The sequence below is a fragment of the Spirulina sp. LEGE 11439 genome, assembly GCF_059821285.1.
In genome coordinates, this window is the sequence record NZ_JCAMRX010000022.1 from 73,502 (window position 1) to 90,974 (window position 17,473).

Below are 17,473 nucleotides of genomic sequence, written 5' to 3' on the forward strand. Positions count from 1 at the left end.
AATTATTATCCAATAAATAATTCTTAATTGTCAATAGAAAAAGAATAAAAATAAAGCAAAGAATCTTAGGATTATTTGTTAACAATTAACGCTATAAGCTATAATTATCTATCGTTTCTCTGACTTGATTTAAGGCACTCTTCCAAGTAGAAAAGCGATGAGGGAACATTCTAGCACATTGGCGAGCAATCGTTTCTAAGTTATTATTTTTTTCAATTGCACTGAGAATGAAATGAACGATTTTTCCTTCTTCGTTTAATTGGGGGATATAATCTGGCAATCGCCGCTCTATTGTCTTTGGATTAATCAGTTGTGCATTAAAAGTTGATTGTTTAAAATCTGCTTTGATTTTCCCTTTTGTTAAAACTTTGCAGTTCCATTGCCAGATGTATTCTTCGCCAATTAAATTCGCTTTGATCTCGCAAGTTATCAGATCGTCTGGTGCGATCGCTACAGGTTCGAGCCACGGCAAAAAGGCTTTACCATAAATGAGATCGGGTCGATCGGGGGCGTTAGAAAATTCAATACTTTCTGTTATATTTTCTACTAATATCGAATCAAACCAGAAACAAAGTCCGTGAACCAATCCTTTTTTCTCTGCTTGCCATTCTAGCGTTACTTTGAGGTTTGTTGTAGAAATTTTGGGATAATTTAAGATTGCTAATAATTGTGGTTTGGCTAAGCATTGTTGTGATGAGATCGTGCATTTTTGCCAAGAGTGCAGCAAAAAACGGCGAGCGCTTTCTAAATTAATATGATAGGGAAAATCTTGCCACGGTGAAGAATAAGTGCGATATAATTCCGGGGCATGAACGAGAGTTCCCCATAAGCGATCGCACAAAGGAATCATGATTCCTCCTGCCTTTAAAAAACGCGATCGCGCATCAATAATCGTCGGAATGTGCTGTTGAAAAAAGGGTAAAATCCCGTGTAGATCGGACACGATAATATCAACTTGTTCGGGTAAATTGATATCGGTGGACAGGGCTTGGATAAACTCAATTTTATCTTCACACCCATTATCCTTCGCTGCTAATTTGGCCACGGCGATCGCGGAATTAGCTTCGATCGCATAAATGCGCTCTGCCCCCAATTGACAGGCTAAAATGGCACAAATCCCCGTTCCCGTGCCAATATCCAACACAATCGCCCCCGGTTTAACACAATTTTCCAACGCTTTAACATAGGCATTCATGCGATGGCGATCGGCAATCATATTGCCATAGCCAAATAGACTATACATGAGTTATTTGTTGTTGATTATTATTAACTGATAACTGTTCACTGATTAAAAGTTTTCTGATTCTTTCGGGGCATTAATTTCGGTTCTGCCTTTAGGGTTGAGGAAAAGATTGCCAGCCGCATCATTTTGATAAACGCAATTGATTTTTGGCGATCCTTCCAAACTGCCTGTATAACCAAAAGTATTCATGCGTCGCTTGCAATCGCTCACTTGATCGCCATCAACTAATCTCGCTTGTTCGAGAATCGCCCAGTTATTCGTCCGTAAGACGCATCCGGGCTGCATGATGGGTTGGGTGACATAAACATTAAAAGGGTTGAGGGTCATAAAGACGCGCATATCCGTAACCACTGCACTCGCGCCAAACTTGAGGCAAATTTCCGGACTGGGAGAGCGGCGATCGATGACATCTCGCGAGGCAACATTGACAATATTATCGCTCGGGTTGAGACTTAGACCCATACCCAAAGCAACTCCCCCAATAAATACGGCTCCCATGACCGCCAAGATCGGATAATTGACATTAAAGGGTAAGTTAAACCCACCTAACGGCGATCGCCCCTTGCTCTCGCGGTCTCCTAATGGGTCCGAAGAATAGCGATCGTATTCCCGGTCATTTCTGCGATCGTCGTAACGCTCGTCCCTGCGGTTGTAAGAAGATTTTCGACGTTTCATCGTTCTCTGCTAAAAATACCTATCTCTGAGAGTTTAACAATTGTTTCCCTGCGATCGCCGAGTCATGAGTATAGATACTCGGGAAAATTTTCCGTCCTCCCCCTTCTCTGTTTTAATCAAACCGACAACTTTGAGCGATCGCTTTACTAAAAAGGGCATTATACTCGGTACTACTCACCTCGTATGCTCCAAAGCGAGCTAAATGGGGATTTTGCAATTGTGCGTCAAAGAGAACAAACTTGCGCGATCGCAAATGCTCTACCAGTTTCACCATCGCTACCTTTGACCCATTGGGAATGCGATAAAACATCGACTCGCCAATAAATGCCCCTTGAATGACAATCCCCAAAATTCCCCCGGCTAATTCGTCACCCAACCACGTCTCAAAACTATGAGCGCGTCCGGCGATGTGCAATTCCCAATAGACTTCCTTGAGTTGATCGGAAATCCATGTAGTCTCGCGATCGGCACAGCCTTCGCACACGGCGCGAAAATCGCGATCGATCGCCACAGAAAAGATATTTTGATTGAGGACTGGACGCAAAGACTTAGGGCAATGAAAGCGATTGTCGAGAGGAATGAGGGCGCGTTGGTTGCTGGAATACCACCCTAATTCTCCATTATCATCAGCCATGAGAAAGAAGCCTTGAGTGTAAGCATCAATGAGGGCGGAAATATTAATGACCATACCAAACGGAACTTGTAGCAAGATAACAGTGAAATGTTGAAAAAACTCCACTTTAGTCGATAAACCCAAGAACAACCAGCGACTAGGATTGAGAAATTTTTCTTGAGAAATTTTTCTCTCATCTCGTGCTGGGTAATGCAACCCCTAATCTCAAGCTAACAAAAATATGTACCCGTTGTCGTTATCCGCTCCCCATCATCCATTCTGCGACCAGAGAGGTACTAATTCCCAAAGCTAAACCCATCAAAACTTGAAAAGGGGTATGTCCTAAAAGTTCCTTTAGGCGATCTTCATTGAGTTCTTTTCCGTCTTGGAACATATCATCAAGAATTTGATTGAGGATCTTGGCTTGTTTCCCCACGGCTTGACGGACTCCCGCCGCATCGTACATGACAATCACGGCAAATAGACAGGCGATCGCAAATTCTGAACTTCCCCAGCCTTTCGTTTGTCCCACTCCTGTCGCCAAAGCCGTCACCAAAGCAGAATGAGCGCTCGGCATTCCCCCGGTACTGAATAACCAATGTAAATTAAATTCCCCCTCGCGAACCAAACCGATCGCGAATTTTAAGGCTTGAGCGAGAAAACAAGCCGCGATCGCGATCAGTAAAACATGATTGCCGAAAAGATCCCCAAAATGCTGCATGGTTGTGTGTTAAGTGTTTCTGCGATTACTAATTTTTGCGTGCGGTAATAAAGCCAGCCAAAGCGCGTAAAGGTTCGGCTTTCCTGCCATAATCCCTCAGTTGCGCGATCGCTTCGTCAATTAATTGGTTGGCTTTGTCTTGAGAGGCTTCGAGTCCCAACAAACTCGGATAAGTTGCCTTTTGCGCGGCCACATCTTTCCCGGCGGTTTTCCCCAACTCTTCTCGCGTCGCCGTAATATCTAAAATGTCGTCGATAATCTGAAACGCCAAACCAATATTCTGTGCGTATTTGGTTAACTTCTGTACATCCTCTTCTGTCGCTCCTGCCAACATTGCCCCGCAAACCACGCAAGCAGCCAGTAACGCCCCAGTTTTATGAACGTGAATAAATTCTAACTGTTGCAGGGAAATATCCGGTTTTCCTTCCGATTCTAAATCCATGACTTGACCGCCAACAATTCCCGTTGACCCGGAAGCCTTAGCTAAATACGCAATAACCTGTAAGACTCGTTGCGGCGGCACTTCGGGGGTTTTGGCGGCGATATGCTCGAAAGAGTAGGAGAGCAACCCATCCCCCGCTAAAATCGCAATATCTTCTCCGTACACCTTGTGGTTGGTTAATTTGCCTCGACGATAATCGTCATTATCCATTGCCGGCAGATCGTCGTGAATGAGGGACATGGTGTGAATCATTTCCAAGGCGCAAGCAGTCGGTAGGGCAATATCAATCGTCCCTCCCAGCATTTCGCAAGTTGCCAAACAGAGAATCGGGCGCAAGCGCTTTCCTCCGGCTAACAAGGAATAGCGCATGGCTTCGTAAATTTTGGCAAATTCGGCACTGGGAGGGACAGCGCGATCGAGAGCGGTTTCTACGCGGATTTTCTGTTCTTTGAGATAGCCCGCCAAATCAAAATCCAGCGAAGTTGTTGCGGGGCTTTTTGCGTCTGTCGTCACCATATCCTGCTCGTCCGGGTCGGTAAAACATCCTCATCATACCCCTCTGCGTCCCTTTCTCAATAACTAATAACTGGTGACTTTTCGGTAGGCTCAGTGCATCGCTGTTAACTGGTGACTGGTGACTGTTAACTGTTAACTGGTGACTGTTAACTGAGTTGCACTTTTCTGCCAAAGCGATCGCATCATTCACCAACAAGTCAGACAGATAAAGATAGTTCCATCGAAGCGATCGCGCTTCTATGATAAGAAAGGATCGATTAAAGAAGATATTTTTTCTTTAATCTGTAAGTTTCGGTTATCAAATTGGAGGATATGACCATGACGCAAGAGAAACAGTACAAATTCTTGATCGTTGACGATCACCGCCTCGTTTTAGATGGCACGCTCAATGCACTTCAGAAAGAGTATCCCAATGCGATCGCGTTAACGGCAAAAACTGCCCGAGAAGCCCTCGAAAGAATCAATTGTGAAAAATTCAATTTGGTGATTCTCGACCTTTCGATTCCCGATACCATAGGAAAAGAGGCAGAATTTGAAACAGGAATTCAACTCTTGCAAACGCTGATGAAAAACGATCCCAAACTTAACTTGGTGATTTTAAGCAGTGCCGTTCATAAATTAATCCGCATTAAAGATAATATTGATAATCACGAAGGAGGCTTTGCTGTTGCTCGTAAATCCGATGAAAATCTCTTAGCGCGAGTCAATGGAGCTTTAGAAGGATTTACCCATACTAAAGAAATTCGCGGCGCTCAAAGAGGCTTAGAAGTTAAACCCGAATGGCTGGAAGTTCTCGATTTAGCCTTTAGAGAAGGATTGAAAGATAAAGCGATCGCGAACAAAATGAATGTCGCCGATCGCACGGTGCGGCATTACTGGACAAAAATTTATGATGTTTTGGATATTTATCCTGAAGATAATCGAGAACAAGGGAAAAACCTACGCCTCCTCACGGGCAATCGTGCCAGAAAAGAAGGATTGATTGATTGAGGTTGGGGGACGGTGAATCGAATTCACTGTCTCTCGACCTGTTACGAATTGTTTTGACGCAATTTAAAAAACCTTGCGATGGGAAATCCCATTGTAAATATAGTTTTTGGTGGATGTATTTTCCCCGATAGCGAGGTTTTCGACCTCGTTTTTCATTCCATACCTACAGATCGGACAAAAGACCATGAAGAAATTTTTTTCTCGCACAGAATGGCAAAAGCTGGCACTATTAACCATTGTACCAGAAGCTGTACTCGTTGCGATCATTTGTCTTGCGCGTTTGAGCGGATCTCTACAGTTTTTAGAGTTGTTTTTATTCGATCGCTTTCTGCAATGGCGACCTGCTGAAGCGATCGACGAACGCATTACGATTATTGGGATTGATGAAGAAGATATTCGCGAAATTGGCGATTATCCCATTCCCGATCGCGATTTAGCAGAGCTTCTCAGAAAATTAAACAAATATGAACCGCGTGCGATCGGTCTCGATATTGTCCGCGATCTTCCTGTTGAACCGGGTCATGAAGAATTACAAGCAACTTTTCAAGAAACACCCAATCTCATCGCTATTGAAAAAGCACTAGAACCTACAATTAACACGCCTCCAGTCTTACCTCCCGAACAAATTGGTTTTTCAGATACTCTATCCGATACAGATGGTTATATCAGGCGCAGTTTATTAGGGATGCACAGACCCGGAACAAATGAAAATGAATTTGTTTTTTCCTTTTCTTTTCGGTTAGCAGAAAAATATTTAGCTGAAGAAGGATTTGAGCTAACAAACGGTCAGAAAGATAGATACGCATTTCGCTTTGGACAAACGGAAATATCACGACTTAACAAAGACTCTGGGAGCTATATCAATATCAATAATTTTTACAAATCTGACGTGCAAACATTACTTAATTTTCGTAGTGTTAAAGAACAAGAACGCTTTAATTTTCTTTCCTTTCAAGATATTAAAACCGGAAATTTCGATCCCAAATGGATTCGCGATCGCATTGTTATTATTGGTATGACAGCCGCCAGTGCGAAAGATTATGTCGATACCGTTGCGATCGCTAATTTAAACCCACCGGGTAAAATTCACGGCGTAGAATATCATGCTCATGCAGTTAGTCAAATAATTAGTACCGTTTTAGATGGGCGACCAATGATAAAAGGCTGGTCGGAAACAGGAGAATATTTATGGATTTTGGGTTGGAGTGCTGTGATGATTAGCTTATCTCTATCTATGAAATCATCATTACAAAAGATTGCAGAAATTGGCTTTTTTACGCTCATTTTCTTGAGTTCTGGTTATCTTTTACTGCTTTGGGGCTGGTGGGTTCCAATTCTGCCGATTCTTTTAACAACAATGAGTGTTGTTGTCACCATTACTGTTTCCGATCGCTACTTTCAACACCTCCAATATACAATTGAACAAGAACAAGCATTGAGCCGAGAGCGTAAAAATGCTATCGATCATACCTTCAACCAGATTCATAATGGTCCTTTACAAAGTCTGCATATTCTTGTGACTAACGTTCGCAATGATGCGTTAAACAAAGAAGAATTAATTCAAGAACTCAAGGGAGTCGATCGCAAAATCCGCGAGTTAGATAAAAAATTATCTCGAGCAGCACTCAATGCTAATGAAGTTTTCCTGTTGGGGAATGGAGTGCAAATCAATCTCAATCACCCGCTTCACGAAGTTTTAGCCGAAGTCTATCGAGAAACCATCACGCGGGATTTTCCCAATTTTAAAACCCTGAAGGTGAAAATTCCTCAATTCGAGGCGATCGAAGCGATCGAACTCGGGTTTGAAAATAAACGTAAAATTTGTCAATTTCTCGAAGAAGCATTATGTAATGTTGGCAAGCACGCAAAAAATGCAACTCGCTTGACAGTTATCTGCAAAAAAGAAGGTAGTTTTTACAAGATTCTTGTGCGAGACAATGGAAAACCTTGTAAGACAAGGGTTGACGGCAAAGGTACACGACAAATAAGAGAGATTGCCCGCAAAACAGGCAGTCATTTTAAGCGAATTATCTCACCCTCTGGAACAGATTGTGAGCTATACTGGCGATTAGAAAAAAGAATTTTAGGGCTTGCATCTCTCGGACGAATTCTCAAAATTTCCAAGAGACAAAATCAGTTCACTTCCTATGAAAAAGATTGACTTCTTAGGGAATTACTTCTCTATTTTCCAGCAAACATCAATTTCAGCGTTTCTTTTAGTCGCCTTCTGGCTATTTTCTCCTTTAGCGCTTGCTACCTATAGTCCTGACAGTCCAGAACCTTCCACTACACCGAGGAGAGGTGATGGATTTGGAGGTGGGCGAACGTGTTTGCTTCCAAAGGAACAACCCAAAAAGAAAATTGTCCTTTTTGCTTCCCATTCCTATCTCAATAACACAGCATCGACCCATCCGCAATTTTCTTGGTTTGTCGATATTTACGAACCTACTCAGATTAGGTTTCGTTTGTATGAGGAACAGCAGGATAACACTCTCCGCCAATTCATACCTGAAAAGGAATGGACGGTGAGTGAGCGGGGAATTGTCACCCATACACCAATTCTTCCTAATGAACCCGGCCTTTCGCTCAATAAGCGTTATGTTTGGCAAGTCACGTTATTTTTTTGCGATGCCGATGACCCGGCGGATCTAACTTGGCAAAGTTCTGAGTTTCAAGTTGTCGAGATGCCAATGTCCCTAAGTAAGCATTTGCAGAATACCACCGATCGCCGCGATCGCGTCAATCTCTATGCTCGCTCGGAGTTGTGGTATGAAGCGATCGCCGAAGCTCTCCAATTAGGGGAGCAAAATAAATTGGGAGTTGCGGGAGCAGATTTGCTCGAGGATCTGATTCGCTTGGAGGAAACGCAAATATTATCGGTGGAAGACCCTGAAATCATCCTGAAATGGGTGGAGGATATCCGGGAAATTGCCCGTCATGCTCGCGAAAATTCCACCATTTCTTATGATTAAAGCCAATTGCCAATGGCGATAAAAGCAGCCCAGTGAGAGGGATGAATCTTAAGATCGATCTCTTCTCTCTGGGCTTCTTTCAAAGCAATAATCGGGTTTTTATCCTGTTTCAAATGTTCGTAAAACCGGATAACAAATTTCTTGGTTTGTTCGTCGCGAATTGACCAGAGGGAAGCGACTGTCGTAGGAATACCCGATCGCAGGGAAATTCCGCCCAATCCTAGGGTAAAGCGATCGTCTCCCGTGGCGGTTTGACAGGCTGAGAGAACCAGTAACTCGGGAAGTTTCCTCTTGCGGTTTAATTGTTGAAAGATGTTCTCCAAGCGAGTGAGGGTTAATTTTTGGCCGTCCTGTGGGCGATCGGGGTCGATCGCTCCGGTTACCAGAAAAGTATCCTCGGAAACCGTGCCGAATCGAGCGTGAGTGGCGAGGTGAAGAATAGAATAGGAATGGCGATTGAGTTCTTGTTGCAAGCGATCGGCACTGAAGTCGGTATCAAAAAATCTTCGCTCTTCGGTCGTAATTGCTTCTAATTCTTCCCTGACTGCCTTTAGGCCGTTCACGGCTTCTTCGGTTAACCCAAACGCCAGAATATCAAAATTACGAAAATTTCCCCCTTGGGGTTGGGTGAGGAAGAGTGCAGGAGTCATGGCGATCGCATAATCTTCGACTAAGAATTTTTCGCCGTCGTGGAGTGCGGCCATGGGAACATTATTTAAAATCCCATCTTGAATAAAAACAAGGGTCTCGATCTCAGCTTCCCGAAGCCGAGAGGCAAAAGGTTCAATGATGTAATTGTAAAGTGTTTGCGCCGATAGATGTTTTGGCTTTTCTAAATTGTCCCAAGCGGTAATTTCCTCGCGAAAAGCCAAAATTTTTTGCTGAAAATCCTTGGTATTGAACCATTTCACCTCAAGGGAACGATCGGGAAATTCCACGGCGATCGCAACGTCTTTCTCGAAAAAAATCGAGTAGAAGATGGCAGTATGCTCTTGAATGAGTTCCCCCATCATCTTGTCTTGATGCTGGAAAAGTCTGTATTCTTGACCCAAATAATCCTTTAATTCTGCAATTTGCAAAACTTCCAATTTCTCGCGAACTAAGGCGAAAATTTTGCGGCGCTCCTCTCCTTCTAAGGGTAAGTTTTTTAATAACAAGTGCAGATATTCGCGATAGAGGGGATCGATGCGATCGCGAAAATCAAATTGCCAGTCTCGAGAATAGGGATCGATGCGATGACGAAGTTTGGCCAAGGAGGCGATCGCGCTTTTATAGGCTCTCCGCACTCGATCTTCGCGATTTCCCTGCTCTTGATAAATTCGCCCGACTTGCCATTGCCATAAATATAAACTGTCATCAAAGCCTTGAGCAAAGAGTTTGGCGCGATTAGTATAGTCGAGTGCAAGAGACCAATTTTTCGCGCATTCCTCAATATGACCTAATTCCCCAAGGGCAAAAGATTGCAACCGATCGTTTTTCAGGAATAGGGCAATATTGACGGCTTCTGCGAGCAGTTCTCGCGATTGTTCTTGTCCCAACAAGCGATCGCGACACTCATAGGGGGTTAATACCGGCGGCTCAGCCGCTAAGCGAGCCAAACCAAAGGTAATGGCGAATTTTTGCTCTGAGGGGGGAAGTTGAGGCAAAAGTGTTAGAATTTTCGACCTCGCCTCGGGGGGTTCTTCAAGGGACGAGAGACTGACCAGACGAAGAATTTCGAATAAGGCTTGGATTTGACCGGCGGTATCCTCGCGCAAAGATGCGAGTTGCTCGCTTTGGGTCAGTTTTTCGAGGGCTTTATTGCGATCGCGATCGGCATGTTGGCGAAATTTATCAACAGAGCTTTCCGCTTTCCTCTTTTTAGCCGATTGCGATCTCTGTTCGTAACGTTCTCCTCGATCCGAGTAAGTTTTGCCCGCAATTAAGAAAAGGTTCTGAAACAATACGCATTCTGAATTCTCGACCTCACATTGACTCTGATAAAGTTGCTTAGCTTTTGCTAACCCACTAATTGCCCGATTGTAATTGCTATTGAGTCGATAGATTTCTGCGAGAGATTCCCAAGCCGCCGCCTCTCCCATCACATCGTTAAAGTCTCGAGCGATCGCGATGGAACTATTCTCGGTACAAGAAGGCAATCTATCCCCATCTTCTTTATTTTCCTCCCATTTGCACAACAATGCGATCGCCGTGGGGAATTGGCCGAGATGGTTGTAAGCGTCAGCTTGTTCTCGCTGAAGATGACCGACTTTTTGCCAGTTTCCTCGGTCTCGGTAACAGATAATTGCGCTCTCGAGTAAATTAATAACCGTTCTCCATTGTCCTGTCTCTCGACTATCCCGCAGTTGTCCTTCCCAATTTTCCCTTTCCTCGCACTGTTTTTGTGCTGCTTGTTCTTTTGTTGCCAAAATTCCTCGGGGTGATTTTCTCTCCGCAACAGCGATCGCATTGTTCTCGATTTTGAATGCAGTTTTTGCTGACACTCCAGAGAACAAGAATTGTGAATGACCTAAATTGAGCGCCATTGTCAAGCTCCCGAGAAAGAGAATGAGCAGAAAACGAGAAAGTATTTGCGATTTTTGCATCAGATTAATGATTGAGATACAAGCAGCAGCGATCGCAAACACGAAAGAGAGCATTTTTTACTCAAATTTGTTATTCTCTTCAGTGTTAGGATCTGTAAACTGTCAAAATTGTACAATTTTTTTTCTGAACTTATCGGAAAATTGAGCGATAAAGCTGAAGCTAGATGTGCTTTTAATGTTTTACATTGAAGAGAGAAAAATACAAAAAGCAAGAATCGACCAGCAATAGAGAGGACTTCATTTAATGGCGATTGGCAATTTTGCGTTGGGACTGAGACGTTTTGGACAAAAGTCCGTACTATCTCTAAGCCTTGTGTGCTGCTGCTTTGGGGCAAAAACAAATCTATCGGCTGTCGCGATGACAGTCCCTCCAATTAGCTCAGATTTCAGTGTGGGAACGATAGTAGAACAAAATGGGGAGAACTTCTCAATTCAAGGAGGAACGATTCAGGATAATAGTTTATTTCACAGTTTTGCGGAATTCAACATCCTGTTCGGACAAAGTGCTTATTTTGAAAATCCTGCGGGAGTGACCCAAATTTTTAGTCGAGTTACGGGGGAAAATTGGTCTTATATCAATGGACTTCTCGAAGTAGGAGGGGCTGCCGATCTTTACTTTTCCAATCCTAATGGTATCTTTTTCGGAAAGGATGCAAGCTTGAACATTCCGGGTTCTTTTTTTGCAACTACCGGAGAGCTTTTTAACTTGAAGCCGATCGCAACTAATGCGATCGCGTCTCCCAACTCTTTAATACAAATCAATATCCAGCCGGGGTTACAAGACGCGCCTCCCAACAGTTTTATTATCAGTCGCGGCAATTTATCAGTTGAGGGAGATATTAGTCTTGAAGCGCCATTTATCGACGTGCAAGGGGACATAATCGCAGGAGGCAATATCAACATCTCTGGATGGGATGTTCTGATTAGCGATCGCCTAGATAAACCGACTACTCTTATCGGTGAAAAAATCAATATTAACGGCGATCGTATTCAGATTATGCTTGTCAACCATTCTGATAGCGTCATTTCTGCCAGCGATACAATTTCGATAATCGCAATGCAAGACATTCACATTGAAGGAGAGATCGTTGTAGCCGGAGAAGATGATTTAGAAGCGTTAGATTTAGAGGAACTCAAAGGAATTGACATTGAAAGCAAAGACAGCATTCAATTGAAAAATGCGATCTTGAATGTGTTTCGCGAGTCTAGTTTCGTTATTTTGGCTGCTCCTGTTGTCGAAATTTTAGCAGGTAGTGAAATCTTAGCGAGGGAGATTGAAATTAATGCCAATTCTCTCGAAGTGAGCGAAGAGAGTCAAATCGTCGCGAGCGTTTTTGATGAGGAAAGTCGGGGGGAAATTGGGATTAATGCTGAAGAAGTTACCCTCGATAATTCTCGCCTAATTATAAAAACTCCCCAAGGAGCGATCGTAATTTATGCCAGCGAGCGTATCTTCGTTCAAAATAAAAGTGAGGTTCTCAGTTATACCCGATCTGGCAATACAGAGCCGCAAATGTCTTTCAAAGCCTTGATTCTCCTGCTTGAGAATTCCACGATCGCGGCAAAAAACCCGAGCGCAGAATCGATCGCCGATATTCGCCTCGATATTCCCAAAAGCATCATCCTTCGCGATGGCGCGAATATTGTTGGACAGGGAAATATCGATATTGTGACAGAATCTCTTAGCGTATCCCCAGATAGCGCGATTGCAAGTGTTGCCGGAGAGGTCAATCTTGAAAGTTTACCCATTTCTGGCTCTCCTCAAATGGAAGAGAGTCCTCGTATTGCGATCGCAACTCTCCCAGTTACTTTGCCTGCGATCGGGAATCCCATGACTGAAATTACGCCCCCAGAAGATGTTGAAATCGATCGGCTAGACAACGAAAGCGATCGAGAGTCCTCTACTGAAAATAGCTGCGTAACGAAAGATGATGACACGGGACTCTATATTCTACATCCCCAAGGCATCCCATCGACTCCAGATCGTCCGATCTCGACTCCTATATCGTTTTTCAAAGGAAAAAACGTTCAATCTTCTGTCCGCTCATCTTTACGCAGCCAAAAAGCCGATGGAATTTATGACCTGATCGACGGCGGCCAAATTATCAGTAGTTTATGTTCTCGCTAGTCCAGTAACTTTTCGCTGATTTCTCTTATGCTCTTTAAGTTTGTGCAAAATTGGTTTTTGGTCGGGTTAGTAGCGATCGCGATCGTGGGAATTGCCCCGAAAACTTTGGCTCAATTTGCTCCGGATGGGCGTTCTAACCCTTCCGAGAATCTTCGCGATCCTATCGAAGGAGAAACCTCTCCGGACACCGTCAAAGAACCAATTGTGGACTCAGGCAGGATTATCATACCCGATTGTCCTTTACCTGTCTCAGATGTAGCAGCAAGGGAAAATGGAGCTTGGATCGAAACAATTAGCGTTCGGGGATATACGATCCTAGAGGAAGAAATTACCCGAGAGGTGCGTCTATTCGAGCAAAATTATTTAACTTTTGAGGATTTAGAGTGTTTAACAGAACGAATTACTTTCATCTATAAAAAGAACGGTTATATTACGACGGGTGCATTAATTCTCAAAGATACAGCCCTCTTAAATGGGATTGCGAACATCAAAGTAGTAGAAGGAATCGCAGAAATTAAGATTGAAGGATTGCAACGATTGCAAGAAAGCTACGTGCGGAGTCGCATTCAACAAGGCTTGAGAACTCCTTTTCATTTACCCAGTATGGAAGCCGCTTTACAATCCCTCTTGCGAGAGCCTTTTATCGAAGGGATTAAGGCATCATTAGACTGGATGAGAGAGGGAACCAGTATTCTACGGGTTCGGATTACAGAAGCCCCTGCTTTTCGTCCCTCTGTCTCTTTTGATAATTATCTCTCTCCCAGCACTGGAGCAATAGAAGCGAGTTTTTTGGCACAATACGATAACCTTTGGGGACGAGGCGATCGCGCGATCGCGGGTTATGGATTCTCAGAAGGATTTCATCGTTACGATTTCGGCTACGCACTCCCCCTTAACTCTCTCGATGGTACCCTATCTCTGCGTTACGTTCGCAGTGATAGTCATATCATTGAAGAGGATTTTCGCGATTTTGGCATTCGTGGAGAAGAGGAACTGTTTTCGATTGGATTTCGTCAACCTTTTTATCAAAAACCCCTGTATCAAGGGCAAAATCGCCACCGTGCGATCGGGATAACTGAATTTGCTTTAGGATTAAGTTTCGATCTCCGTCGCAGCCAAACGTTTTTATTTGACGATATCCCATTTTCCTTTGCTCGCGGTGCAGAACGTGGAGAATCTAAAGTCAGTGTCCTGCGATTTTCCCAAGAATGGCTTGCTCGCGACACAAATCGCATCTTTTTTGCTCGCTCTCAGTTTAATTTTGGTTTGGATGCGTTTGATGCAACAGTTAATAATACGGGAACCGATGGGCGCTTTTTTTCTTGGCAAGGAGATTTTATTTGGCGACAGCAACTTTCTTCTCAGCAGCGTTCTTCTCAACAACTTTCTCCTCAATTTAGTTTAATCGCTCGTCTGAGCGTCCAACTCACTCCCAATTCTTTGCTACCTATCGAACGATTTAGCTTGGGAGGAACGAATAATTTAAAAGGATATCGTCCGGGTTTGTTAAGTGGCGATAATGGGATTTGGGCATCCTTTGAAGTACCAATTTCTTTAACCCGCAAGACTGAAGCTAGGCAAAATGAACAAGAAAAAAGAGAAGAATATTTGCAAATCATTCCCTCTTTTGCGATCGGCACAGTTTGGAATAATGATACTCCTAATCCCAATTCTTCCACCTTAGCAAGTTTGGGGTTAGGTTTGCGCTGGCAAGTGGTCGATAATTTATTTGTCCATCTCGATTATGGTATTCCTTTAGTTACGTTAGACAATCGCGGCTCATCTCTACAAGATCGCGGTTTGTTTTTTGCTCTGCGATATAAGTTTTAGATGACAGTTTTCTACAAAGTTTTAGGAGAAAAGTCTTGAAAAGATCGGCAAAAACTGTGAATAAATTTGCTTGATTTGCATGTCTCACAAAAGGGCTTTCTGTTCTATATTAGAAGAGTACAGAGGTCAAGAAAATGAGGGGTATCAAAATGAATGAAACATCAGGAAATTCCGGAAATACTGTCAATCAAAATGTTTCTGCGAGAAGAGATGCAATGGCTATAAATGGTGCGTATCAAGCCAATGCAACGACAACTCAAAACTTTTGGATTTCTATGTCTCTCATTGGTACGATATCAATTGGAACATTAATTGGTACAGCAAGTCTAGCATTATATATGGTTAAAAATCAAAAACCTTTAGAAACAGACTCTAGCTCTCAACCTGCCTTGCTCGATCGCAGTTCTCAAGACCAATAAATTTCCGTAAAATTACTGAAATATTTCACGATTTGACAATTATAGCAGTTCTTAAAATATAACCAGAACTGCTATAGTTCATTTTTTTTTACTTTGCAAACTGCCTCTAGTATACTCTATGTCTGGAAACTTAACCCCAAAGTCCAAACACAAGAAAACGAACATAAATATTGTTTTTAGGGATATTAATATTTCCAAAAATAATAGCGATCCGATTCCGATTCTTTTGATTTTCTGCTTCTTGATATTTCTTGTTTTTGTTTTTGCTATTATTGCAACTTTGCTGTTTTGGATATTACGCGATCGCAATATCGAAGAAACAAGTAATTTAACATTACAAGATTTCAACTTTTTTGTCGAATCGATTGATTTTTTTGAGGAGCAAAATCGGGAAAGTATTTCCTTGTTGAATGAAGGTCACTTTTCTTTGCCGCCATCCGAAAATTTCTCTTTTGATTTTAAAGATTTATTGACTTTTCCACCCTATCATTTGGCCGAGTTGACCCATACTCTATCAAAGATGCGAGATGAGAGCAAAATCGATAACTTTCCTCTGGAAAAGAATCAGGATGATGCAATTAATGCTCTTGACAAATTGATGTTCAATCATTCTGATAGGACAGTTATTTCAGATCGTAATGCGAGCCTGAAGTCATCCAGCGATCGCGCGACAAATCTGCAAGAGTTTTTCCAGTCTTCTCGCCCTCACAATGGGAGCAATATCTCATCAGAGTTTACTCGATTTTCTGCTTTAGAGAACTCGATTGAAAATATCGCAGCCAAAAACTTAGATGAGAGCGATCGCATTGCAATTCAACTGCCCAAGAATATAGACGAATTTTCCACCCATATTGCGATCGCAAATCTCCCCGATCGCTCTTTTTCATCCCCTTGGGAAAAACCTCCTAAAAAAGTGCCGGAACCTGCCAATGGGTTAAGCGCGATCGCGATCTTTATTCTCATGATTTTTCTCGTTTCTCGCCAGAAGAAATAGCGATCGCACCGTCGCGATCGTGTTATAATTCTCTAGATCCTCTATCTTTGCCAGAGTGACCGATGAAATACAAAATCTTGGCTGTATTTTCTCTTCTCGTTTCTTTTGCGATCGCGACTCCCGCCCGAGGAGAAAATCCCGATCATGTCGCTCAGTTAAAGGAAACGAAAATTTGTCAAAATTGCGATCTCAGCGAAGCCGATCTCAGTGGGTTAAATTTGCGTAGTGCGAAGCTACAAGGCGCAAATTTAATTAAAGCCAATTTAAGCGGTACTGATATCAGTCGGGCAGATTTGACCGAGGCTAATTTCACTCTGGCTAATTTAGATGGAGCCGATCTGCGCTTTTCTCTGATCCAGCGAACCATTTTTGCGAAAGCGATTCTCAGTAATGCCGATTTGAGAAATTCCGATTTGAGAATGGCAACACTAACCGCCGCAAAATTAAATAATTCTAATTTTCGTAATGCTAATCTCGCTCAGGCAGATTTGAGTGAAACTGACCTTTCTCAAAGTAATCTTTCTCGGGCAAATCTTATTGAAGCCAACTTGAGAAAAGCCGATTTGACCAATGCAAATTTACAAAATAGTCGGATTAATAATGCTAATTTAAGTTTGACCAATCTCACGCAAGCTAATTTTACTGGTGCCAATCTTCGCTATGCTTCTTTAATTCGCGCGATCGTATTAAGAACGACGTTAACGAATGCGAATTTAGGCGGAGCAAACTTACGCGAAACACAAATGAATGCCGCGAATTTACGCAGTGCGGGGTTAAGACGCGTTAATCTTCGACAAGCAAACATTTGGGACAGCGATCTCAGAAATGCCGATCTTGCTTATGCAGATATGCGGAATGCCAATGTTTTTCAATCAGATTTACGCAATGCCAATTTAACGGCGGTAGAATTGGGAACGGTGATTCTCTGTCGATCGCAAATTCCCAATGCTTATACTTCTGATGGCGGGCGCGGTTCTTCAGTTTCTGACCAAGGATGCGGTCGTCGCGGGGAACAACAGAATGATGGCTGATCTTCATCTTTGAGAAAATGCGATCGCTGAGAAACTATTAACTTTCTGCATTTTGCAACTCTTCGAGAATCTTCGTCACCGCATCCAAATTTTCTTGAGCTTGGGTGTTATCGGGATTGAGTTCTAGTGCTTTAGTTAAAGCGGCCAACGATTCGGGGTATGCTTTCAAAGCGCGATGGGTAATGCCCAAACCCATCCAAGCATTCGCATCATTGGGATTTAACTCTAGGGTTTTTAAATAAGCGTCTAATGCTTTCGTATACTGGCGATTGGACATGAGATTGAGGGCGCGATTGTACCATCCCAAAGCAGAA

The 17,473-nt window shown here is 43.0% G+C and carries 16 protein-coding genes; 8 read left to right on the forward strand and 8 right to left on the reverse strand.

The features are described from left to right. Positions 1–91 precede the first annotated feature (91 nt). The 6 genes from AC6RV6_RS15740 to AC6RV6_RS15765 form a co-directional block, all read right to left on the reverse strand. A complete protein-coding gene (locus AC6RV6_RS15740) occupies positions 92–1,243 on the reverse strand; it encodes a 50S ribosomal protein L11 methyltransferase (protein ID WP_500241821.1) in 1,152 nt (383 codons plus the stop codon). 45 nt (positions 1,244–1,288) lie between these two features. Then, entirely contained in the window at positions 1,289–1,918 is a 630-nt protein-coding gene (locus tag AC6RV6_RS15745; protein WP_500241822.1) for a DUF3172 domain-containing protein, read from the reverse strand. A 112-nt stretch (positions 1,919–2,030) separates the two neighbouring features. Then, on the reverse strand, positions 2,031–2,606 hold the full coding sequence (gene aat, locus AC6RV6_RS15750; RefSeq protein WP_500241837.1) for a leucyl/phenylalanyl-tRNA--protein transferase: 576 nt from the start codon (positions 2,604–2,606) through the stop codon (positions 2,031–2,033). 181 nt (positions 2,607–2,787) lie between these two features. Then, on the reverse strand, positions 2,788–3,252 hold the full coding sequence (locus AC6RV6_RS15755) for a divergent PAP2 family protein (RefSeq protein ID WP_500241823.1): 465 nt from the start codon (positions 3,250–3,252) through the stop codon (positions 2,788–2,790). Positions 3,253–3,280: 28 nt separating this feature from the next. Beyond that, entirely contained in the window at positions 3,281–4,210 is a 930-nt protein-coding gene (gene crtE / locus AC6RV6_RS15760) for a geranylgeranyl diphosphate synthase CrtE (protein WP_500241824.1), read from the reverse strand. Continuing rightward, positions 4,161–4,406 carry a hypothetical protein gene (locus tag AC6RV6_RS15765; RefSeq protein ID WP_500241825.1) on the reverse strand — a complete coding sequence of 82 codons (246 nt, stop codon included), beginning with the start codon at positions 4,404–4,406 and terminating at the stop codon, positions 4,161–4,163. The genes crtE and AC6RV6_RS15765 overlap by 50 nt, the downstream gene beginning before the upstream one ends. Positions 4,407–4,528: 122 nt before the next feature. Between AC6RV6_RS15765 and AC6RV6_RS15770 the strand changes: the two genes are divergently transcribed. The 3 genes from AC6RV6_RS15770 to AC6RV6_RS15780 all read left to right on the forward strand — a co-directional run bounded on the left by AC6RV6_RS15770 (position 4,529) and on the right by AC6RV6_RS15780 (position 8,172). Beyond that, on the forward strand, positions 4,529–5,200 hold the full coding sequence (locus AC6RV6_RS15770) for a response regulator (RefSeq protein ID WP_500241826.1): 672 nt from the start codon (positions 4,529–4,531) through the stop codon (positions 5,198–5,200). Between the two features lie 184 nt (positions 5,201–5,384). Next, positions 5,385–7,361, forward strand: a complete 1,977-nt coding sequence (locus AC6RV6_RS15775) for a sensor histidine kinase (protein ID WP_500241827.1) — start codon at positions 5,385–5,387, stop codon at positions 7,359–7,361. Then, complete coding sequence (locus AC6RV6_RS15780) at positions 7,348–8,172, forward strand: DUF928 domain-containing protein (RefSeq protein ID WP_500241828.1); 825 nt, start codon at positions 7,348–7,350, stop codon at positions 8,170–8,172. Before AC6RV6_RS15775 ends, AC6RV6_RS15780 begins: the two co-directional genes overlap by 14 nt. Here AC6RV6_RS15780 and AC6RV6_RS15785 read toward each other — a convergent pair. Beyond that, complete coding sequence (locus tag AC6RV6_RS15785; protein WP_500241829.1) at positions 8,169–10,811, reverse strand: CHAT domain-containing protein; 2,643 nt, start codon at positions 10,809–10,811, stop codon at positions 8,169–8,171. The genes AC6RV6_RS15780 and AC6RV6_RS15785 overlap by 4 nt on opposite strands. A gap of 304 nt (positions 10,812–11,115) precedes the next feature. Here AC6RV6_RS15785 and AC6RV6_RS15790 point away from each other — a divergent pair, with 304 nt between their 5' ends. The 5 genes from AC6RV6_RS15790 to AC6RV6_RS15810 all read left to right on the forward strand — a co-directional run bounded on the left by AC6RV6_RS15790 (position 11,116) and on the right by AC6RV6_RS15810 (position 17,159). After that, on the forward strand, positions 11,116–12,885 hold the full coding sequence (locus AC6RV6_RS15790; RefSeq protein ID WP_500241830.1) for a two-partner secretion domain-containing protein: 1,770 nt from the start codon (positions 11,116–11,118) through the stop codon (positions 12,883–12,885). 42 nt (positions 12,886–12,927) lie between these two features. Further along, positions 12,928–14,715 (forward strand): ShlB/FhaC/HecB family hemolysin secretion/activation protein, encoded by a 1,788-nt coding sequence (locus AC6RV6_RS15795; protein WP_500241831.1) that lies wholly within the window; start codon positions 12,928–12,930, stop codon positions 14,713–14,715. 149 nt (positions 14,716–14,864) lie between these two features. Further along, a complete protein-coding gene (locus AC6RV6_RS15800; RefSeq protein WP_500241832.1) occupies positions 14,865–15,134 on the forward strand; it encodes a hypothetical protein in 270 nt (89 codons plus the stop codon). A 280-nt stretch (positions 15,135–15,414) separates the two neighbouring features. Next, positions 15,415–16,128, forward strand: coding sequence for a hypothetical protein (locus tag AC6RV6_RS15805; protein WP_500241833.1), 714 nt, complete (start codon positions 15,415–15,417; stop codon positions 16,126–16,128). 62 nt (positions 16,129–16,190) lie between these two features. Beyond that, the gene (locus AC6RV6_RS15810) at positions 16,191–17,159 is read left to right on the forward strand and encodes a pentapeptide repeat-containing protein (protein ID WP_500241834.1); all 969 of its coding nucleotides are present in this window, start codon (positions 16,191–16,193) and stop codon (positions 17,157–17,159) included. 37 nt (positions 17,160–17,196) lie between these two features. On the opposite strand, the gene AC6RV6_RS15815 is transcribed toward AC6RV6_RS15810, so the two are convergent. Next, a partial coding sequence (locus tag AC6RV6_RS15815) for a tetratricopeptide repeat protein (RefSeq protein WP_500241835.1) occupies positions 17,197–17,473 on the reverse strand: 277 nt, incomplete at its 5' end.